Raw genomic sequence first — 20,126 nt, forward strand, 5'->3', positions numbered from 1 at the left:
ATTGTACCGCTCCTTTATCACCTTCCGCGCTCACCAAAAACTCATAGATTAGGTAGCCTGAATCAGAAGGAAAACGGAGAAATCCCCATTAACGGGGATTTCTCTTAATTGAAACTAGCTTTATAATACCTTCCCTGAAAAATCTCAGGGGATAACGGTGGTCGACTCAGCCTTGAAGTTGTCATAGGGCAAGTTGTCCCCCTGACCGACGTTCGTCCAGCGCAAGGTCTCTTGGTATTGACGCGCGGCAGTGCCAGCGGGCGCTGCAACCTGAGCCTTGAGGAAGACTACGGCACTCGGAGTGATGGCGAAAGCCGGGTTCATGGTAATAGTCTGCTGACCTACGCCACTGTTGGCGCTCACGGTGTAATCGGTGCCCAGTACCAGCAGCCTGGCAGTGCCGTTGGTTTCGTTGCTGTTGACCGCTCCGGTGACCGGGTCACGGGCGGGGGTGGGATCGTAGTAGACCTGGGTATTGCTGAAAGTGAAGATACCGGGGGTCTGCTGAATCGGGCTCGTCGCGCCGAAATTCATGACGAAGACGTTCTTGACGGCAGCCTCGTTGGAGGCAGGTTCCACGATGGCGAGACCGGTGATGGCAGTACCAACCGGATCACCCTGACGGATCGGGTCAGTCGTATCGGTGAGCTGAGTCTGCTCGGAGAGGAATGTTACTACGTTCACGCAGGCCTGGGCTGAACCTGTTCCAGCGTTGGTGCTGGTGTAGCTGCCGACATCGCAGTACGAACCTGCTGGCGCACCACGGGGCACCGTGCTAGTGACGTTGAGAGTCAGGACGGCACCGGGAGCCAGATCGATAGTGGGCGGCGTGGTGCTGACCGTGTTGTTAGCGAAGCTGACACTACCGGCCTGCGTCGTTCCACTGACGGTGTAGTTACCACTGCCGAAGTTCACGAAGGTGCCCGCACCACCCTGGAGCTTGCCGAGCAGATCACTGACCGCAACGGCGGTAGCCGTGGAGCTGCCACTGTTGGTGACCGTGATCTGGCTGTTGTAGCTGCTGCCAGGGGTCAAGGTATTCAAAGGAGGTTGGTTGGCACTTTGGGTGTTGACCTTGGTGATGATGAGCTTGGGGCTGGCGACCTTAAAGCAGGCGAGCTGCGAAGTGGTCGGCGCTACGGCCGTGCCATTGTTGCTGGTCGCGGTAAAGGTACCGGTATCACAGTACTGGCCGTCGGTGGTACCAGCAGCGCTGAAGGTAAAGCTGGTGCTGCCTCCGGCTGCCAAGTTGAAGGCTCCAGTGGTGAAGCCGGTATTGGCCGGGTTGACCGTTGCAGCGATGCCAGCGGGCGACGAGACCGGAGCACTCTTGATGGCGTAGTTGGCGGCAACGGTGGTCGGATCAATCTGGTCGGTGACCACCACGTTGGTGGCAGGCGCATTGCCAGCGTTGTTAACCGTGATCCGGGCAAAGACGGGAGTGTTCTGTCCAACGACCACACCACTGGCGATCGGGGTGAAGGCACCCGTACTGTCCACAGTTCCCAGGGTCTTGATGATATTCAGGGTTGGAGCGGTGACGGTCAGGCAGGCCTGAGCATTGAGGTTGTTGGGCGTTACGGTGCCGAAGGCGCCGTTGGCATAGCTCACAACGGTGGCCACGTCACAGAACACACCGACAGCGCTTGACTGACCTGAGAAGGTGAATGTTTTGCTGGCACCAGGGGCCAGATCGAAGGGAGCAGCGTCGAAGCCGTCCTGCCCGTTGGCGGTGGTTCCAGCCGGAGCGGTGATGCTGTAAGGAGCGCCGTCACCCGACTTCAGCACGTCGTTGATTTTGATGCCGGTGGCCAGGCCCGCACCCGTGTTTGTGACCGTCACAGTGTAGTTACCGGCCTGATTCAGTCCGACAGCGGTAGGATTGACCGTCTTGGTGATGCTTAGTTTGGCACTCGGCGCGAAAGCCTTATCGAGGAAGCGCTTAGTGATCTCGGTGCCGTTGACGTACGCCACCACGCGGACGCGGGCGGTGGCGGTGGTTGCTTTCGGATCGTGATTGAGGGCTGTCCAGGTAAAGCCGCTGGTATCGGGAGTGTTGACGCCGGTCACGTTGTACAGCGGGTATTCGACGCTGGACGGGAAACGCGCGTTGCTGCCTGTGGCGCTGTTGGTGTAAGTGTTAGCACTCGTGGCGTTATCGTTGATGTCCTGACGAGATATGGCACCAGAGGGCGCGCCACCGTCGTCTGCGGCTGAGAAGCGGACACTACCTGTCGTGGCCTCCGTCAAGATGTCCCAGCGCACGTTGGCTCCGACAATCGGGCGAACAGTGCCGTCGGCCGTCTTGTAACCTACGTAACCGGCAGCCACGTTCTGGGTATTGAGCGGCGCGACTTCCTGAAGCTCATTGGCTGCTGGCACACCGGGGTTGGTCGCAGTGCCGACCTTCGTGGGGTCAATGCCGCCAGTCTGGTCTTCAAGCCAGGCGTAGAACACAAAGCGGGTGCTGACGTTGTTCAGGTCATCCTGGGTGATGGCAACCTGCTTGCCTGCAGCATCCAGGTAAAAGGCACCCGACGAGGAGGCCACGGGTACGGCGACCAAGGTGGGTGCGACGAGTACCACGCTCTGGCCTGCCGAGACGGTAAAGGTCTGAGACTGACTGACAAAACCTGCCTGGCTGTAGGTCACAGTATAAGTGCCTGGGGCTAACTTGTTATAATCGCTGCTGGGAACCGTGTTGCCGCTCGCGTCCTTAATGATTACGGTATAGTCAGAGGCATTCGATACTGTAATCGCACCAACAGTAGGAGCGACTGGAGTATTGGTGGTGTTCGATCCGCAGGCAGCGAGTAACAGAACAGTGGTTAAAGCGAGGATGCCGATTTTTCCGTTCATGGGTCTCCTAGATAATGTGCTGTTGACTCTGTATAGCCAGGCAATATTCACTTGCCTGGTCGCCGTACCCCTCCCCTTCAAATAGATGAAGAAGGGGCAGGGTGCTGATGAGAAAAATCTGTGACTGCGTGTACATTGAGATTATAGACAATTGGCGGGCCGCCTGTACTCATGATGGCTTTAAGATGCTCAAAAAAAACTAATGCCATCTTCATAAAATGGTGGTTAAGGCCGTGCCTGACTGGTTTATGATGATGTGAGAAACCATATCCTTCGGTAGAAATTTTGAGTGAGGCAGTAGAATAATCTGGAAGTGAGACCATAGGTTAAATGAGTGTTTGCCCAAGGCTTACGAGTTAAAGACTCAGTGAATACCCTTCAGGACAAGTCGGGAACCCTTGTCAGGCCGCCCGCGTATCCTGTGGTGTATGCAACTAACTGCGACCCGCACCGAATCGCTCGTGCGTTCGTTTATGAACCGCACGTACTCCTGGATGGCCGCTGGACTCGTCTTGACCGCCGCCATCGCTTACCTCACCGCCAGCAACGAGAACCTGGCCTACCAGGTGCTAAGCATCCGCTTTCCGCTACTGATCGTTCAGCTCGGCGTCGTCCTGGGCATGAGCTTCTTGCTGCCGCGCATCAGCGGCGCGGTGGCGGGACTGCTGTTCATGGTCTACGCCGCCATCACCGGGCTGACCTTCTCAGGCCTGCTGCTGGTCTACTCTACCCAGGCGGTCTACTCGGCCTTCGGCACCGCCGCCCTGACCTTCGGGGCCATGAGCGTGGTCGGCTACGTCATCAAGCGTGATCTGTCGGGGATGGGACGCTTCTTCCTGTTCGCCCTGATCGGGCTGGTCGTCGCCATGTTCGTCAACATCTGGGTCGGCGGCGCGGCGCTCAACCTGGGCATCAGCATCGTGGGCGTGCTGCTGTTTGCGGGTCTGACCGCCTACGACACCCAGATGCTGCGCAATATGGCCCTCGGCGGCATCGACGGCGACAACGCCGAAAAGGGGGCCATCTACGGCGCGCTCTCCTTGTACCTGAACTTCATCAACATGTTCCTGTTTCTGCTGAGGATTTTCGGCGGCGGCGGGCGCAGCTAAGGACAGCACTCAACACCAGCGGGCCAGGCAATCTGTCTGGCCCTCTTTTGGCTAGGAGCGGACGGGTGTTGGCATTCAGCTATGAGAGATCAGGCTTTTCGGCAGCTATCTGAGGAGGAAGATGTGAGGAGCAGGAAGGTTTGAGCGGCCCGCTAGACGAGTTACTGGATCTGCTGGACGATAGCGGCGAGGTTATCGGCACCATCTGGCGATCAGCGTCAGACGAGACGCGCAACATCCGCAGCGTCAACGCTTTTGTCAAAAATCGGGCGGGCGAGGTGTTCATTCCCCAGCGCACAGCGCACAAGGCCCGCTTTCCGGGTGCCTTGGATTTCAGCGTGGGCGGATGCGTGCAGGCGGGCGAGCGTTACGACGACGCTCTACGCCGTGAGGCACGCGAGGAATTGAATCTGGATGTGGACGCCTATGGCTTTTACAAATTGGCCGACTTCAATCCGCACGTCACCGATCTGAGTAGCTTCATGCGCGTCTACGAGATCAGGACGGACCAGACGCCGCACCTCAACCTCGACGATTTTTCGGGGGGCCAGTGGCTGAGCTGCGCCGACTTGCGCACCCGACTCAACAAAAAAGAGGCCGCAAAGGGCGACCTCCTCAAAGTGCTCAATCTCCTGTCGATGTGACGCTCCAGCTTCAGCGCCGCGCCACCTGATAGCACACCAGCACGCCCGCCGCCGACACCGCGATTACGCCCATTACGGCCAGCGGCGTGCTGCCCAGCGCGCCCACCACGGTTCCGGCCAGACCGCCCAGGGCCATCTGAATGGTGCCGTTGAGCGCTGCTGCGCTGCCCACCCGCTCCGAGACGCTCGACAGCGCCAGCGCTGTGTTGTTGGGCATCAGCATGCCCGCGCAGCACATCAGCGCAAAAAACAGGGCGGCCAGCAGCGGTACGCTCAGCCCGTGCAGCAATGCTGCTATCAGCAGCACCACGCCCACACTGAGCAGGGCGCGGCCCGCCCAGCGGCTGATCTGGGCCGGTTCGAAGCGGCCCAGCAGCGCGCGGTTGATCTGCGAGGCCATGACCATCCCCAGCGCGTTGACGCCGAACAGTACGGCGTAGAGCGCCGGAGCCGTCTTGAGGTCTTGCAGAAACAGAAAGGGCGAGCCGCTGACATACGCAAACAGCGCCCCGAAAGTGAAGCCCGAGGCCAGCGAGTACATAATGAAGGCGCGGCGAGCGATCAGCCCGCCGTAGACCCGCGCGGTGTCTCTCAGGCGTACCCCGGCACGCTGGGACGGCGGGTGGGTTTCGGGCAGCCACAAAGCCGACGCGACGAGCGCTGCGCCCGCGAAGACTGCCAGCGCCACGAACAGCATCCGCCAGGGCAGCAGCGTCAGCAGCCAGGTGCCGAGGCTGGGCGCAATCGCCGGGGCCACCCCGATAATCAGGATGAGTGTGGAAAACAAGCTGGCCGCCGCCTTGCCCTGGTAGCGGTCGCGCACCACCGAACTGGTGATGACGGCTCCCGCCGCGCCGCCCAGTGCCTGCAAGCCGCGTGCCAGAATCAGCAAACCCACCGACGGCGCGAAGGCACACAGCAGTGCCGCCGCGATGTAGAGGGCCAGTCCCACCAGCAGCGGCCACTTGCGCCCATATTTGTCGGCCAGCGGGCCGTAGAGCGCCTGACCCAGCGCCAGGCCCAGCAAATACACCGACAGGGTGTACTGAATCTGGCCGCCCGCCACCCCGAACTCGCGGGCCATCTGTGGAAAGGCAGGCAGGTAGAGGTCAATCGAGAGCGGCCCGATGGCCATGATCAGGCCCAGCAGCAGGGTAAAGCCCAGTGGGGGCGCACCTGGGTGGGCAGCGGAAGTGCTGAGCGGCAGGCTCATCAGCGGCGACTTGGACCAGGAGACGAATGGAGAGGAAAAATCATCCCGTCAGTTAAGCACATCTCGCTTTACTTTTCAAAGTGATTTTGCCTTTTTCTCACCGCACGCCGACCCCTGGTGCTCAGTTCAGCCGCATCCAGTAGTAATCGTATTTGCCCAGCGTCATGGTGTACGGCCCTTCCCCGATGCGCGGAAAGGGGCTGGCCCCCGCCAGCGTGACCGGCGTGCGGTTGAGGTGCGCGCTCAGATCGAGTTCGACCGCCTGGGCATTGGCGGCGAAGTTGCTGACGATCAGCAGAGTCTCGTCTTCGGTGCGGCGGGTGAACGCCAGAATCGCCGGGTTGTTGGTGTCGATAAAGGTGAGGTCGCCGTACGCGAAGGTGGGGTGACGGCGGCGCAGCTCAAGTTGGCGCGAGTGCCACTTGAGCAGGCTGGATGGGTCCTGCTCCTGGCTGTTGACGTTGACACGCTGAAAGCCGTAGACCGGGTCCTGAATCGGCGGGAAAAAGCAGTCGGCGGGCGCAGCGGTCGAGAAGCCGCCGGAGGTGCTGGCGTTCCACTGCATCGGGGTGCGCACGCCGTTGCGGTCAGCCTGCGAGAGGTCGTCCCCCATGCCGATCTCGTCGCCGTAATACAGAAAGGGACTGCCGGGCAGGGCCAGCAGCACGGTGGTCAGCAGTTCCACCTTGCGCCGGTCGTTGTCGAGTAGTGAGGACAGGCGGCGGCGGATGCCCACGTTGATCTTCATGCGGGTGTCGGGCGCGTAGGCGGCGTACATGAAGGCGCGCTCGTCGTCCGAGACCATTTCCAGGGTCAACTCGTCGTGGTTGCGCAGGAAGGTGCCCCATTGCCCGAAGCTGGGAATGGCGGGCAGCCGACCCATGATCTCGCGGATGCTAGAGGTGTCCTCGCGCCTGAGGCTCATGAACAGCCTAGGCATCACCGGGAAGTTGAAGCACATGTGAAACTCGGGGTCCGCATCGGTGCCGAAGTACTCGACCACGTCTTCGGGCCACTGGTTGGCCTCGGCCAGCAGCACCCTGCCGGGGTACTCGTTATCGACCAGCCGCCGAATCTGCTTGAGAATCTCGTGTGTCTCGGGCAAATTCTCGCAGTTGGTGCCCTCGCGCTCGACCAGATACGGCACGGCATCTACCCGAAAGCCGTCGACCCCGAGTTCGAGCCAGAAGCGCGCGGCGTCGAGCAACTCGTTGGTCACGGCGGGGTCGTCGAAATTGAGGTCCGGCTGGTGCGAGAAGAAGCGGTGCCAGAAGAACTTACCGACCTGCTCGTCGTAGGTCCAGTTGCTCGTCTCGGTGTCGGTGAAGATGATCCGCGCGTCCGCGTACTCGGTGCCGGTGTCGCTCCAGACGTAGTAGTGGTAGTAAGGATTGTCCGAGCCGTCCGGCAGCGTCGGTCCCTTGCGGGCGGCCTGAAACCAAGCGTGCTGATCGGAGGTGTGGTTGGTCACGAAATCGGTGACGACCTTGAGGCCGCGCGTGTGGGCTTCGCGCAAAAACACCTTGAAGTCCTCGATGGTTCCCAGATCCGGGTGAACGTCGGTGTAGTGGGCCACGTCGTAGCCGTCGTCGCGCAACGGGCTTGGGTAGAACGGCTGGAGCCACAGACAGTCCACGCCCAGGCTGCGCAGGTAGTCGAGCTTGCCGGTCAGCCCCGGAAAATCACCCTTGCCGTTGCCGTCGCCGTCGGCGTAGGTGCGCACCGAGAGTTCGTAGAAGACGGCGCTCTTGTACCACTCGCCCGCGTGCGGCACCGAAGCCTGCATGGTAGAGGGCTGGGCTGAGGTCTGTGCTGTATCGGTCATCCCAGCATTCTAAAGGCAAGGAGGCGTCGCAGGCGCAGCACTTTCCTCAGGCTCACGCTCCTGCGGCCAGGCAAGACAGACCGGGGAAGCAGAGCGGCAAGCGAGGCAGCCAAAACCCCGGCGCAGGGCCGGGGCGAAGAGGCAAGCAACCGTTCAGGAGACGCTGCGGGGGTTAGTTCTCCAGCACCGCTTCGTGCTCAATCTGCACATTCCCCTGCATGATCTGGCTGAGCGGGCAGAGTTCGGCGGCCTTGCTGACCGCGGCCTCGAAGCCCGCCTGGTCGATGCCGTCCACTGCGCCGCGCACCATCAGCTTCATCTTGGTGATCTTGAAGCCCGCCCCCGCCGGTTCCATGACGCAGGTGGCGTCGGTGGCGAGCAGGCGGGCCGGGTGACCGTCCTGGGCCAGCATGGCCGAGAGCTGCATGGTGAAGCAGCCGCTGTGGGCCGCCGCCAGCAACTCTTCAGGGTTGGTACCGGGCGCGTCTTCAAATCGGGTCTTGAAGCTGTAGGCCTGCTCCTGCAGCACGCCACTGCCGGTGCTGAGGGTCCCTTTACCAGTTCTGAGATCGCCCGACCAACGGGCATTCGCTTTACGCTCAATATTCGCCATGCCCGCATGAGACGCCCTGGGCCGACACGCCAAATGAGAGCAAGCTCTGGAGGTCTTCAGAAACGCGCTGCCCCCGCAACAAAGCCGTGAACTGCGGCCCGACCCTGCCCGGCGACCCCGATCTGTGGGCTTTCTGGCATCCAGATGAGAAGAAGCTGCTATGCTGAACCATCATCCCTGGCTTGCCGTTGATGAAGAGTCGGTTAGTCAAGTGTCACGCCCAGGAAGGGCTGTGTGACACAATTGACCATAGATGTGAGCACGGTGGCAACTTTGATCTGCTCGAACATGAGATTCGCTCTCACCCTGGAGGAACTATGAAGTACACCCTGATGAGCACCACCCTGACCCTGCTGATCGGCAGCAGTGCCCTTGCTGGCGGCGCTGGCCCGGCCCCCATCGTGACCCCGGCAAAGCCCCAGCCGGTCGCGCCCGCGCCCAGGCCCATGCCTGCCATGCCCCAGCCTGCCATGGTCATGCCGCCGTGTACCGAGGGCGGCTGGGCCAAGGAAGCCATTGATCTGGTCACGTCCAAGGGCCTGTTCATCGGCTACCCCGACGGCAGCTTCGATTGGTGCAATGCCATCACCCGTCAGGAAGTCGCCCAGGTGCTGGCGCGCCTGCTGGCCCAGATGCCGGCCAACACCTTCAACCCCGCCGAACTCGACGTGATTCGCAAAGGCGTGCAAGACGCCCTCGACGGCCTCAAGGCCCTGACTGCCCGGGTAGACGCCCAGGATCAGGCCATCGCCGATCTGCAAGCGGCCCTGAACAATCTGCCCGCGCCGACTGTCGGAGCAACCGGTCCGGCAGGCCCAGCCGGTGAAGCGGGTCCGGCAGGCCCAGCCGGCGAAGCGGGCCCGGCAGGCCCAGCCGGTGCGCAGGGTGAGGTCGGCCCGGCGGGTGCAGCCGGCGCCGACGGTGCGGCAGGTCCGGCGGGTCCGGCGGGTCCGGCGGGTCCGGCAGGTGCGCAGGGTGAAGTCGGCCCGGCGGGTGCCGACGGTGCCGACGGTGCCGACGGTGCCGACGGTGCCGACGGTGCCGACGGTGCCGACGGTGCCGACGGTGCCGACGGCGCGGCAGGTCCGGCGGGTCCGGCGGGTCCCCAGGGCATTCAGGGCGAGGTCGGCCCACAGGGTCCGGCAGGACGCGACTTCGTGCCGCCCGCCGCGCCCTTCCGTTACGGCAACTACATCGGGGCGTCGTACTACGGCGTTCTGCAAAACGCGGTCGGCACCATGGCCCGCGTCATGGTCGGCAACGATGCCCTGTTCGGCAACTTCGGCGTGCGCCTGACCGGCGACATCACCGTGAGCGGCAGCACCCCCGGCAACAGCGCCTCGGGCATCCTGACCTACCGCGGCACCACCGGACGCTTCGACGGCATTCTGGGCGTGGGCGGTGGCTACAACTTCGACCGCCCCTCCACCCCCAACTCCACCGGCACGGGCTCCACCTTCGGCGAACTGCTGATCGGGGTGGACTACCGCGTGCTCGACCGGGTCGCGCTGTTCGGCGAAGCCCGCCAGCACTACTACTTCGACGGCACCAACGACAACATCAGCTCGGTGGCCGCTGGCCTGAAGTTCCGCTTCTAAACCCCCAATTTTTGCAGGAGCCTGGCCCGGTGTGGTCAGGCTCCTGTTTTGGTTCCGCTCTCCTCTTTGGCTCTAGACTGCGGGCATGTCACAACCCACCCGCGTCCAGTCCAGCAGCGCTCCACTTGAGGGCGCCCGGCCCTGGACCTTCGATGTCGGCGGCCCTGCCCTGTACGGCCAGCACTTCACGGCTTCCCATGAGCGGGGCGCAGTGCTGCTGACCCACGGCTACGCCGAACACCTGGGCCGCTACCGGCGCGTTATCAAGGCGCTCACCAGTGCAGGTCTGAGCGTCTACAGCTACGACCAGCGCGGACACGGCCAGTCGCCGGGCCAGAAAGCGGTGGTGGACGTGGATATGCTGATCCTCGATCATCTGCGGGCCAGAGAAGCGCTGCGGAGTCTCGAGGTGCCACTGTTCGCCTTCGGTCACAGCATGGGCGGACTGGTGACGGTGGCCTCGGTGCTGCGCGACCCGCGTGGCCTCACCGGCGTCGTCTTATCGAGTCCGCTGCTGCTGGTTGGCGAGGGCGAGAGCGCCGTGCTCAAGGCGCTCAGCGGGGTGCTGGGGCGGCTGTGGCCCAGCTTGCCCGTCACCGCGCTGGAGTCCGGCGGCCTGTCACGTATCACCGAGGAAGTCAGCGCCTACGACAGCGACCCGCAGGTCTACCGGGGCAAGGTACCGGCGCTGACGGCAGCCAGCATGCTGCGGGTCAGTCGCCAGCTCACTGCCCAGTACCCCCAGTGGCGTTTGCCCACGCTGGTGGTTCACGGCAGCGAGGACAAATTGGCCGACGTGCGCGGCTCGCGGCGCTTTGCCGAGACGGCCGGAAGCGCCGTCACTCCCCGGCCCGAGATCGACTATCTGGAAATCGAGGGCGGCTACCACGAACTGTTCAACGACACCGTGCAGGCCGAGGTCACGGCCCGGCTGCTGGGCTGGCTGGAGCAGCAACTGAACTCCGCAGCGTCTCCGGCCCTGCGATGAAGCCGCGCAGTGTCGTCACCGCCTGACCCAGCAGCTTAACCCGCTGGCCTTCCAGTCTGAGCCGCAATTCGCCGCCGCGCGCCGACGCCTGATACGCGCTGAGCTCGCGGCGACCCAGTTTGGCCGCCCAGTACGGCGTGAGGGCGCAGTGGGCCGACCCCGTGACCGGGTCCTCAGGAATGCCGATGTTCGGGAAAAACCCGCGCGACACCATGTCGTGATCGCCGTCGCCCGCCGCCGTGACGATGACGCCGCGCAGGCCCAGCGGCCCGAAGCGGCTCAGATCGGGGCGAAGCGCGCGCACCTGCGCCGCCGAGGCGAGTTCCACCAGGTAATCCAGGCGGTTTTTACCCACCCACAGCGGCGGTACGCCGAGCAGTTCGGCCATGTCGAGCGGCGGCGTTGTTTCCTCGGCCACCTCGGTGGGAAAGTCCAGTTCGATCCAACCGAGATCAACCTGACGGGCGCTGAGGGCACCGCTGGGGGTCTGGAAGTGCACTGTCTCGTGCGGCGGCAGCGCGCCGCTTTCCCACAACGCGTGCGCGGCGGCCAGCGTTCCGTGCCCGCACAGATCCACCTCGGTGGTGGGCGTGAACCACCTGAGCAAGAACCCGGTGTCCAGCGGCCAGACGAAGGCGCTCTCGGCGTGGTTGAGTTCGCGGGCGACGAGCTGCATCCACTCGGCAGGCGCGGGCGCGGCCAGCAGGCAGACGCCCGCCGGATTGCCCCGGAAGGCGCGCGACGTGAAGGCGTCCACGACGGCGACCGGCTGGGTGAGGGGAAGCTGGGTGGAGGTGGGCATGCCCGCAGCCTAGCGCCCAGGCGGGTGCCCTGTCCTTCCGTGTTCCCGCCCCTGCATGTCGCGGGCACGCCGCGCTGCGCTACGCTGAACAGCGTGACACCGCCACCTGACATTTCGCCCGCCGCCGCGCCCCGGACACTGATCTATGGTCTGGGCCGCAGTGGACGCGGCGTGCTGCGATTTCTGGCCCGGGAAAGCGTGAGTGCCGACTGGTACGATGCCCGCCCCAGCGCCGAGGACCTCGATCTGGCCGCCCAGTTCGGGTTCGCGCCCGCTGACCTCGGGCATGCCTACCGCACGGTGATCGCCGCGCCGGGCGTGCCGATCGACCACCCCGATCTGCTGAACTTGGCCGCGCGGGGGGCCGAGATCATCGGTGAAGCCGAACTGGCCGCCCGCGCCCGGCCCAAGCTCCCGATGGTGGGCATCACCGGCACGGCGGGCAAGGGCAGCACCACGGTGCTGGTTGCCGCACTGCTGCGCGCCTGCGGCGTCAACGCCCTGGAAGGCGGCAACATCGATCCGCCGCTGCTCGACATCGTCGACGCAGCCGAGGTCGCCGTCGTGGAGCTGTCGAGTTTTCAGCTCGAACGGGTTACCGGGTTTGCGCCCGCCGTGGCCGTCATCACCAATCTGGCCGTCGATCATCTGGATCGGCATGGCAGCGTCGAGGCCTACCACGCCGCCAAGCGCAACATCACGCGGGCACAGACGGAGGCTGACTGGCTGGTTGTACCGCCTGACCTCAATCTGCCGACGCGGGCGCGGGTGCTTCACTTCGACCCGGCCCAGTTGCGCCTGAGTGACGGCCAGACGGTGCTGCCCCTCAGCGACTTGCCGGAAGGCCTTCACCCGGCCAACGCGGCAGCAGCGCTGCTGGCGGCCGAGGGTATGCTGCGCCACCTCGGCAAAACGGTAGACCCGGCCCAGCTCGCGGCTGGTCTGCTGGCCGCCCGCCCGGTGCCGGGCCGCTTCGAGACGGTGGCGCGACTGGGTCAGCTGAAATTCGTCAACGACTCGATTGCCACCCGCACCGTGGCGGTGGAGGCGGCCCTCCAGCAGGCGGCCGCGCCAATCGCCTGGCTCATCGGCGGGCGCGACAAGGGCGCGGACCTGGCCCCGCTGCGCCGCGCCGCCGAGGGCAAGGTCAAGCAGGTCATCGCCTTCGGGCAGGACGGCGAACAGCTGGCCCACCAGCTGGGACTGCCGTACCAGGTCGTGGCCTTCGGCGAGCTGAGCGGCGAGGCCACCATGCAAGCAGTGGTGCGGCTGGCAGCAGAATGCTTGCTGGCGGGGGAGCCGCCGGGCGGCACGGTGCTGCTGGCCCCTATCGGCACGAGTTTCGATCTCTACCGCGACTACGCCGAGCGCGGAGCCGTCTTCACGGCAGCAGCCAGAGCCTGGGTCAGCGCTCACGCCACGCCTTCGGAGGTGCCGGTATGAACATGAGCGCCAACCTGCTGCTGGCCCAGGTCATCTTGCTGGTGCTGGGTACACTGGCCGTCGGCACTGCCGACCCGGAGCGCTTGCCGGATCAGGTGCTCAAGGCGGTGCTGGCCATCCTGCTCACCGCCGGGCTCTCACAGTTGCGGCCCAAGGTCTTTCTCAAGCTGGCCACACCCGCTTGGCTGTTCGCCCTGCTGCTGCTGGTGCTGGTGCGCTTCATCGGGCACGGCACCGACACGTCGCCCGGCACCAAGCGGTGGCTGTTTCACGGCGCGCTGCAATTTCAGCCGTCCGAGTTCGCCAAACTGGCCCTGATTCTGATGCTGGCAAGCTTCTTCGCACGCCGGGGGGTCTACCGCAAGCTGATCTCGGCCACCGGCATGATCGCCCTGACCACCCTGCTGGTGTTGATCGAACCGGACCTGGGCACCACAGTGCTGATGTTCTCGCTCGGCATCGTGCTGATGTACGCCGCCGGAGTGAGGTTTACCAACATCACGGCGCTGCTGTTCGCCCTGGCGCTGCTGGCCCTGCCCTGGCTGAGCATCTATCTGGAGCGCCATCCCTACATCTTCAACCGACTGACCTCGTTTCTCTCTCGCGGTGACGATGCTCAGAACGTGGTGGTCAAGGGCCTCGACCAGATCGGCATGGCCCACCGCGATCTGAATTTCGGCGGCATCTGGGGCCAGGGACCCGAGGCCCCGCGCTACCCCTATTTTGCCGACCACACCGACCTGGCGATCGCCTCAGTGGGCTTTTCCACCGGGCTGCTGGGCGTCACCATGGTCATTTTTGCCTACTGGCTAGTGGTGTCCACCGCCCTGCAAGTCGGTCAGCTGGCCGCCCGCGTGCGCCCAATGACGCCCAACCTGCACGGAGCCAGCATCATGGCCACCGGCTCAATGTACATGATCGTGGGTCAGGCCTTCGTCAATCTGGCGGTGGCGGCAGGCATCTTCCCAGTGACGGGCGTGCCGCTGCCGCTGGTCAGCTACGGTTTTTCCAGCATGCTGAGCATCTCGATTGCCCTGGCGGTCATTCATTCGGCCCTGCGAGAAGTCAAGAATGCCCTGCCCGAGGAGGAGCAGACGCCGGAGCTGATTGCGGCGGACTGAGTGAGGAGCGCAGGAGAAAGCGGAGCCGAGGACACGAGAGCCGAGGCAAGAGAAGGTCGCCGGGAGATGGCGGCCTTTTTTGCAGCCTTTCGTTGATGGTTCTCGTCCAAGTTGACCCAGATAAGCGCCTATTCTCAGTAGGTCAGTAGGACAAGAACCTCGCACCTGCTCACCGATGGGCGACGTTGCAGTGACACCGGTACGGACGCTCGACTGGCCCCCCCTGCTGGCCGCCGCTTGCTAGACTTCCTCCAATGAGCGAAGTCGTTTTGTCCACGGGCGGCACGGGTGGACACATCTATCCGGCAGTCGCCACCGCGCGCGAACTACTCTCGCGCGGCCATCAGGTGACCTTGCTGGGCCAGCGCGGCGGCATGGAGGAGCGCATCGCCGCCGAGCAGCAGCTCGACTTTTTCGGCGTGCAGGCAGGCAAGCTCGTTCGCGGCAATCAGGGCCGGGCCGATCCGCGCGAGCTGCTGCGGGCCGGAAGCGGGCTGGTCGAGGCCCGGCGCTGGCTGGGCCGCAACCGTCCGGCGGTGGTGGTGGGCTTCGGCGGGTTCGCCAGCTTGCCGGGGATCCTGGCCGCCCAGAGCCTGGGCATTCCCACCGTGCTGCACGAGCAGAATGCCCGCCTGGGCCTGACCCAGCGGCTGGCGGTGCGCCGCGCCAGGGCCGTCGGCACCGCGTATGCGGAAGTCGCCGGGCTGAGCGCACGCAAGGCCGTGCTGGTCGGCATGCCGGTTCGCGAGGAGCGCCTGGAGCGCTCGGAAGCACTGACCCGGCTGGGCCTCGATCCGCAGCGCCTGACCGTGTTCATCATGGGCGGCTCGCAGGGCAGCCTGGCGCTCAACAACGTGCTGCCGGAAGTCCTGCGCGCCACCTTTCCCGGCGGCGAATCGGCCCACGGCCCCGTTCAGGTGCTGCACGCCTGCGGGCCGCGCTGGATCAGCAGCGTCGCGCCGCGCGTGGCCGATCTGGGGTGGTACACCGTCGAGGGGTATGTGGACGCGGTGGCGGCCTGGTCGGCGGCGGACCTGGCAATTACGCGGGCAGGCACCGGCACGCTGGCCGAGGCAGCGTATTACGGTGTGCCGACATTGATGGTGCCGCTGCCGGAATCCTCCGAAAATCACCAGCTGTTCAATGCCCGCGCAGTGGCCGCAGCGGGTGCGGGCGAGGTCGTCGAGCAGCCCAGCGTCTCGGCCCAGATGGGCGGGGCGGTGTTAGAGTGTTTGGAGCCGCAGCGCCGCCGCGCCATGCACAGCGCCGCCCTGGCCCGCAGTCCTGCGGGAGCCACCGGGCGGCTGACTGATCTGGTGCTGGCCCACGCCCGGCGAGAGGCCACATGACCAACAGCAACGCCGCTTTGATTCCTTCCCCGCCCCCTGCTTCCGAAGTGGGCGTTTCAACTCCTGCCGTTCAACCTGCAGCCTTCCCCCAATCCACCGATCAGCCCACCCCGCCGCACTTTCACCTGATGGGCATCGGCGGCATCGGGCTGTCCGCCTTCGCCCGGCTGCTGAGGGCGCGCGGCTACCAGGTCAGCGGCTGCGACGAGCACCCCTCCGAGCTGACGGTCCAACTGGAGCGCGAGGGCATCGCGGTGGCCCACCACCACGACCCGGCGCACGTTCACGGCGTTGATGTGCTGATCGCCTCGGAGGCCGTCAGCAAGGAACATCCCGAACTCAAAGCCGCCCGGCAGGCTGAAATCGAGGTGCGCCCGCGCATGGCGCTGCTGAGGGAACTGCTCTCGGCCTCGCCCTCCATCGGCGTGGTCGGTACCCACGGCAAGACAACCACCACCTCGATGATCGCCGTGGCGCTGATGGGCGCGGGCCTCGACCCGGCGGCGCTGGTCGGCGGCATCGTGCCGGAATTCGGTACTGAGCACAGTGGCAGCAACGCCCGCATCGGCACGGGGCCGTTCGTCGCCGAGGTGGACGAGTCCGACCGCAACTTCCAGTACGCCGTCTGTCAGACCGCCGTGTTCACCAACGCCGAGGACGACCACGTGGGCGGAGCCGAGGGCAGCGAACTGGCGACCTACTGGAGCAGCGTCGAGGAGCAGCACGCAGCCTTTGCCCGCTTCGTGGGGCAGGCCGAGCGGGTGCTCTACTGCGCCGACTGGCCGGACCTGGGCAGCTTCGTGGTCGGTCACCCCAACGTGCTGTCTTACGGCACGCTGGCGGGCAGCACCTACCGGGCCGTGACCATCCGCCCCGACGAGTCCGGCACCAGCTTTGAGGTGACGCGGCGCGGCGCGACGTTGGGCGAGGCGCGGATCAACCTGCCCGGCACCCACAACGTGCTCAATGCCCTGGCGGCGCTGGCCGTCACCGACCTCTATGGCGGCGCGTTCGAACCTGCCGCCGCCGCGCTGGCCGCTTTCCGGGGACCGGGCCGCCGCTGGCAACACATTGGCTTTCTCAGCGGCGCGCTGATTGTGGACGACTACGCCCACAACGCCACCAAGGTCGCCGCCGCCGTGCAGGCCGCGCGACAGACCGGGCGGCGGGTACGGGTGGTGTTTCAGCCGCACCGCTACCTCAGAACCCAGCAGAGCTGGCCCCGGCTGGCCGAGAGCCTGATGAGCGCCGACGAAGTGCTGATTCTCGATATCGCCGCCGCGTCCGAGCCGCCCATCGAGGGCATTCACGCCACCCTTATCAGCGAGCGGCTGCGCCAGAACGGTCACAAGGCCGCCCGCTACTACCCGCGCCGCGAGGACGCCGTGACATATCTCCAGGGCAGCGCCGACCCTGGTGACATCATCGTGACGATGGGTGCGGGCGACGTGTGGAAGCTGGCGCGTGAGCTGGCCAAGGCTGCACCGTGACGAGCGCCGCACCGAGTCGATCGGTCAGCGGCGCGAAAGTCGAGCGTCTGCCGCTCTCGCGCTTCACCACCCTGGGCGTCGGCGGCGAGGCCGAGTGCTGGACGGTGGCCGACCACGCTCAACTCAGCGAAGCCATGAGCGCGCCCTACCGCATCCTGGGCGGCGGCAGCAACCTGGTGGTGAGCGATGCGGGCTTGGAGGAGCGGGTCATCCGGCTGGGCGGCGAATTTGCCGAAACCGATCTGACCGCCGCCCCAGAGAGCATGCCCGAGCAGTTTGTCAGCGGCTGGGTGGGCGGCGGGGTGCCGCTGCCGGGGTTGCTGCGCAAGCTGCGCGGCCTGGGACTGTCGGGGTTGGAAGGCACGGTGGGTGTGCCCGCCCAGGTCGGCGGCGCGGTCTGGATGAATGCCGGAACCCGCTTCGGCGAGATGTTCGGCGGCTTGTTCGAGCTGGAGATCGCCACACCTGGTGGGGTGCGCCGCCTCTCCCCCGACGACCTGCCCTGGGGCTACCGCGACAGCGGCATCCCCAGAAACCACATCGTGACGCGGGTGCGCCTGAAACTCAGCCGCAGCACGCCGGAGGCGGTGGGCGCGAAGATGGAGCAGGCCGATCTGGCGCGCAAGGGCCAGCCCAAGATGCGCACGCCCGGCTGCGCCTTCAAGAACCCCGGCGGCGTCAGCGCGGGCAAGCTGATCGACGAAGCGGGCCTCAAGGGGATTCAGGTCGGCCAGGCCATGATCTCGCCGGAGCACGCCAACTTCATCGTCAACCTGGGCGGCGCGGCGGCCAGCGACGTTCACGCGCTGCTGACTCTGATCCGCCAGCGGGTGGGCGTGAACATGGAACTGGAGTACGAACTGTGGCCGTAAAGCCGCTGCCGCCCGCTTTGCCCCAGGCACTCGGAACACCGGCACGCGGGACCCAGACCTTCAGCCCTGCACCCTTCGACCTGGCCCGCAGGCGCGCGCCGCAGATCGCGCCCATCCCAGCGCCTCCCCAGCCGTCAGCCCAGCTGCCGAGCGTGCCGCCCGACGCGCCGCTGCCGCGCCGCCGTTTCTGGCAGCAGTACGGGGTGTTCCTGAGCGTGATTCTCTCGGCCCTGATTCTCGCCGGGGGAGGCTTTGCCCTGTGGCGTTATCTGCCGATCAGGACGGTGCAGATCAGCGGCAACCGCCACCTCTCCAGTCTGGAAGTCAAGCGGCTCGCGGGCCTGAGCGGCGAGCGGCCCTTCGGCTGGGCGTATTACGGCGCGTGGCGGGCCGGAGCGCTGCGCGACAACGCCTGGGTGGCCTCGGCCCAGCTTACCCGCGTCTTTCCCGACCGGGTCGAGGTGCATCTCAGCGAGCGCGTGCCGGTGGCCCAGGTGCGCGCCCGCAGCGGAGCGCTCAGCGTCATCGCTGCCGACGGCACCGTGCTGCCGGGGGCCGCCCCCACCGGCCCCATCATTTCCGGCTGGGGACCCGACCGCACCGCTGACGCCCTGTTCGCGGCGCGGGCGTTGGCGCGTTACAATGTTGAGTCAGTGACGTATACACCAACCGGTATCACGGTGCAAACCAATCAAGGCACCATCTGGAGCGGCGACCGGGCACTGCTGCTCAAGTATGGTCAGGCCATCGAAACCCAGGCCCAAGGGGGCCGTATCAATTTATATCCGTGGGGAGTGAGCGTCCAGAGATGAAAAATAACCCGTTTATCGTGGGGCTGGACATCGGCACCACCAAGATCACCACCGTCATCGGCGAGATCGGCCCGCACGGCACCGTCGACATCATCGGCGAGGGCACCGTGCCCAGCGAGGGCATCAAGCGCGGCGCGGTGGTCAATCTGGAGCGCACCACCCACGCCATCAAGCAGTCCATCGCCGCCGCCGAGCGGGTCAGCGGGGTGCGGGTTTCTCACGCTTACGTCAGCGTGTCGGGCCACCACGTCAAGGCCACCACCTCGCACGGACTGGCCGCCATTCGCCGCAACCAGGAAATCACCGCTGCCGACGTGGAGCGCGCCATCGAGAACGCCCGCGCCGTGCCGCTCGATCCCAATCTGGAAGTTATTCACGCCATTCCACAGGAATATGTCGTGGACGGCCAGGAAGGCATCAAGAGTGCGGTGGGCATGCACGGGGTGCGGCTGGAAGTGGACGTGCATATTGTTTCCGGGTCGGCAGGGCCGCTCGCCAACGTCCGCAGATGTGTGCAGGAAGCGGGCCTGATCACCGAGGGCTTCGTGTTGCAGTCGCTGGCCTCCGGGCTGGCGGTCCTCGACGCGGGCGAGCGCGACCAGACAGTGGTGGTCATTGACATGGGCGGCGGCACCACCGATGTGGGCGTGTTTCGGCGCGGCAATCTGGCCCACAGCGCCTCGCTGCCGATCGGCGGCGACCATGTGAGTGCTGACCTGATGCAGATTCTGAAAATTCCGGTGGAAGAAGCCGAGAACGTCAAGCGCAAGTACGGCGCGGCGCTGCCGGAACTGGCCGATCAGGAACTGACGCTGGAAATCACCACGGCGGCAGGCGTCACCCACGCCATCAGCGCCTTCGATCTGGCACGCATCATCAAGCCGCGCATCAGCGAGATTTACGATCTGATCCGCGACGAGATCGACAAGGGCCTGGGTCCCGTCGAACTGGTGGCGGGCAGCGTGGTGCTCACCGGCGGCGGAGCCTTGATGCGCGGCGTCGTGGAGCTGGCCCGTGAGCGCTTCAGGCTGCCGGTGCGCGTCGGCAGACCGCGCGGCGTCAGCGGCCTGACCGACATCGTCAGTGGCCCGCTGCACGCGACCTCGGTGGGGCTGGTACTCTACGGCGCGACCCACGAGGACAGCGGCCTGTCGCTCGATCAGCTTGACAAGGCCGAGATCAAGGCCAAACCGGCCCCCACGCCCAAGCCGGAAACCGTCACCGGGCCGGAGCCGACCGTGATCGTCACCAAGACCGAGAGCCGGCCCGATACCAAGCCGGAGAAGGCCGAGGTCAAGAAGGAACCCAGAGAGACCAGGGTCAAGACCGGCCCGAGCATCGGCGAGCGCATGAAGACCTTTTTCAAGGACTGGATGTAGAGCCGTCTG

At 65.3% G+C, this 20,126-nt stretch carries 16 protein-coding genes; 11 read left to right on the plus strand and 5 right to left on the minus strand.

The window, feature by feature from the left end; all coding sequences use genetic code 11:
- Window positions 1-144: 144 nt before the first annotated feature.
- Window positions 145-2,859, minus strand: coding sequence for a beta strand repeat-containing protein (locus GUI70_RS13810; protein WP_161882936.1), 2,715 nt, complete (start codon window positions 2,857-2,859; stop codon window positions 145-147).
- A 428-nt stretch (window positions 2,860-3,287) separates the two neighbouring features.
- On the opposite strand from GUI70_RS13810, the gene GUI70_RS13815 reads away from it, so the two are divergent.
- Together GUI70_RS13815 and GUI70_RS13820 are read left to right on the plus strand one after the other, a co-directional pair.
- On the plus strand, window positions 3,288-3,968 hold the full coding sequence (locus GUI70_RS13815; RefSeq protein ID WP_161882897.1) for a Bax inhibitor-1/YccA family protein: 681 nt from the start codon (window positions 3,288-3,290) through the stop codon (window positions 3,966-3,968).
- 140 nt (window positions 3,969-4,108) lie between these two features.
- A complete protein-coding gene (locus GUI70_RS13820; protein WP_161882898.1) occupies window positions 4,109-4,612 on the plus strand; it encodes an NUDIX hydrolase in 504 nt (167 codons plus the stop codon).
- A 10-nt stretch (window positions 4,613-4,622) separates the two neighbouring features.
- On the opposite strand, the gene GUI70_RS13825 is transcribed toward GUI70_RS13820, so the two are convergent.
- The 3 genes from GUI70_RS13825 to GUI70_RS13835 all read right to left on the minus strand — a co-directional run bounded on the left by GUI70_RS13825 (window position 4,623) and on the right by GUI70_RS13835 (window position 8,263).
- Entirely contained in the window at window positions 4,623-5,825 is a 1,203-nt protein-coding gene (locus tag GUI70_RS13825; protein WP_161882899.1) for a multidrug effflux MFS transporter, read from the minus strand.
- Window positions 5,826-5,946: 121 nt separating this feature from the next.
- Window positions 5,947-7,611: a maltose alpha-D-glucosyltransferase gene (gene treS, locus GUI70_RS13830; protein WP_161882937.1), complete on the minus strand. Its 1,665-nt coding sequence runs from the start codon at window positions 7,609-7,611 to the stop codon at window positions 5,947-5,949.
- A 211-nt stretch (window positions 7,612-7,822) separates the two neighbouring features.
- Window positions 7,823-8,263 (minus strand): OsmC family protein, encoded by a 441-nt coding sequence (locus tag GUI70_RS13835; protein WP_161882900.1) that lies wholly within the window; start codon window positions 8,261-8,263, stop codon window positions 7,823-7,825.
- Window positions 8,264-8,580: 317 nt separating this feature from the next.
- Between GUI70_RS13835 and GUI70_RS13840 the strand changes: the two genes are divergently transcribed.
- Window positions 8,581-9,861 carry a collagen-like domain-containing protein gene (locus GUI70_RS13840; protein ID WP_161882901.1) on the plus strand — a complete coding sequence of 427 codons (1,281 nt, stop codon included), beginning with the start codon at window positions 8,581-8,583 and terminating at the stop codon, window positions 9,859-9,861.
- 85 nt (window positions 9,862-9,946) lie between these two features.
- Window positions 9,947-10,849, plus strand: coding sequence for an alpha/beta hydrolase (locus GUI70_RS13845; RefSeq protein WP_161882902.1), 903 nt, complete (start codon window positions 9,947-9,949; stop codon window positions 10,847-10,849).
- On the opposite strand, the gene GUI70_RS13850 is transcribed toward GUI70_RS13845, so the two are convergent.
- The gene (locus tag GUI70_RS13850; RefSeq protein ID WP_161882903.1) at window positions 10,782-11,651 is read right to left on the minus strand and encodes a PhzF family phenazine biosynthesis protein; all 870 of its coding nucleotides are present in this window, start codon (window positions 11,649-11,651) and stop codon (window positions 10,782-10,784) included. The genes GUI70_RS13845 and GUI70_RS13850 overlap by 68 nt on opposite strands.
- A gap of 93 nt (window positions 11,652-11,744) precedes the next feature.
- On the opposite strand from GUI70_RS13850, the gene murD reads away from it, so the two are divergent.
- The 7 genes from murD to ftsA all read left to right on the plus strand — a co-directional run bounded on the left by murD (window position 11,745) and on the right by ftsA (window position 20,117).
- The gene (gene murD / locus GUI70_RS13855; protein WP_237724915.1) at window positions 11,745-13,094 is read left to right on the plus strand and encodes a UDP-N-acetylmuramoyl-L-alanine--D-glutamate ligase; all 1,350 of its coding nucleotides are present in this window, start codon (window positions 11,745-11,747) and stop codon (window positions 13,092-13,094) included.
- A gap of 2 nt (window positions 13,095-13,096) precedes the next feature.
- Window positions 13,097-14,215 carry an FtsW/RodA/SpoVE family cell cycle protein gene (locus GUI70_RS13860; RefSeq protein WP_161882939.1) on the plus strand — a complete coding sequence of 373 codons (1,119 nt, stop codon included), beginning with the start codon at window positions 13,097-13,099 and terminating at the stop codon, window positions 14,213-14,215.
- Window positions 14,216-14,469: 254 nt separating this feature from the next.
- Window positions 14,470-15,564 carry an undecaprenyldiphospho-muramoylpentapeptide beta-N-acetylglucosaminyltransferase gene (gene murG / locus GUI70_RS13865; RefSeq protein ID WP_161882904.1) on the plus strand — a complete coding sequence of 365 codons (1,095 nt, stop codon included), beginning with the start codon at window positions 14,470-14,472 and terminating at the stop codon, window positions 15,562-15,564.
- Window positions 15,565-15,692: 128 nt separating this feature from the next.
- On the plus strand, window positions 15,693-17,054 hold the full coding sequence (murC, locus tag GUI70_RS13870) for a UDP-N-acetylmuramate--L-alanine ligase (RefSeq protein ID WP_161882940.1): 1,362 nt from the start codon (window positions 15,693-15,695) through the stop codon (window positions 17,052-17,054).
- Window positions 17,051-17,926, plus strand: coding sequence for a UDP-N-acetylmuramate dehydrogenase (locus tag GUI70_RS13875; RefSeq protein ID WP_161882905.1), 876 nt, complete (start codon window positions 17,051-17,053; stop codon window positions 17,924-17,926). Before murC ends, GUI70_RS13875 begins: the two co-directional genes overlap by 4 nt.
- A complete protein-coding gene (locus GUI70_RS13880) occupies window positions 17,917-18,738 on the plus strand; it encodes a cell division protein FtsQ/DivIB (protein ID WP_237724916.1) in 822 nt (273 codons plus the stop codon). Before GUI70_RS13875 ends, GUI70_RS13880 begins: the two co-directional genes overlap by 10 nt.
- Entirely contained in the window at window positions 18,735-20,117 is a 1,383-nt protein-coding gene (gene ftsA, locus GUI70_RS13885) for a cell division protein FtsA (RefSeq protein ID WP_161882906.1), read from the plus strand. Before GUI70_RS13880 ends, ftsA begins: the two co-directional genes overlap by 4 nt.
- The last annotated feature ends 9 nt before the right edge of the window (window positions 20,118-20,126 follow it).

It is taken from the genome of Deinococcus alpinitundrae, from assembly GCF_009982895.1.
Classification (GTDB): domain Bacteria; phylum Deinococcota; class Deinococci; order Deinococcales; family Deinococcaceae; genus Deinococcus; species Deinococcus alpinitundrae.

What these genes read in the sequence shown, in the direction of transcription:
- GUI70_RS13810 (WP_161882936.1), bottom strand. Translation starts at nt 2,859, where the DNA reads ATGAACGGAAAAATCGGCATCCTCGCTTTAACCACTGTTCTGTTACTC.
- GUI70_RS13815 (WP_161882897.1), top strand. Translation starts at nt 3,288, where the DNA reads ATGCAACTAACTGCGACCCGCACCGAATCGCTCGTGCGTTCGTTTATG.
- GUI70_RS13825 (WP_161882899.1), bottom strand. Translation starts at nt 5,825, where the DNA reads ATGAGCCTGCCGCTCAGCACTTCCGCTGCCCACCCAGGTGCGCCCCCA.
- treS (WP_161882937.1), bottom strand. Translation starts at nt 7,611, where the DNA reads ATGCAGGCTTCGGTGCCGCACGCGGGCGAGTGGTACAAGAGCGCCGTC.
- GUI70_RS13835 (WP_161882900.1), bottom strand. Translation starts at nt 8,263, where the DNA reads ATGGCGAATATTGAGCGTAAAGCGAATGCCCGTTGGTCGGGCGATCTC.
- GUI70_RS13840 (WP_161882901.1), top strand. Translation starts at nt 8,581, where the DNA reads ATGAAGTACACCCTGATGAGCACCACCCTGACCCTGCTGATCGGCAGC.
- GUI70_RS13845 (WP_161882902.1), top strand. Translation starts at nt 9,947, where the DNA reads ATGTCACAACCCACCCGCGTCCAGTCCAGCAGCGCTCCACTTGAGGGC.
- GUI70_RS13850 (WP_161882903.1), bottom strand. Translation starts at nt 11,651, where the DNA reads ATGCCCACCTCCACCCAGCTTCCCCTCACCCAGCCGGTCGCCGTCGTG.
- GUI70_RS13860 (WP_161882939.1), top strand. Translation starts at nt 13,097, where the DNA reads ATGAGCGCCAACCTGCTGCTGGCCCAGGTCATCTTGCTGGTGCTGGGT.
- murG (WP_161882904.1), top strand. Translation starts at nt 14,470, where the DNA reads ATGAGCGAAGTCGTTTTGTCCACGGGCGGCACGGGTGGACACATCTAT.
- murC (WP_161882940.1), top strand. Translation starts at nt 15,693, where the DNA reads ATGGGCATCGGCGGCATCGGGCTGTCCGCCTTCGCCCGGCTGCTGAGG.
- ftsA (WP_161882906.1), top strand. Translation starts at nt 18,735, where the DNA reads ATGAAAAATAACCCGTTTATCGTGGGGCTGGACATCGGCACCACCAAG.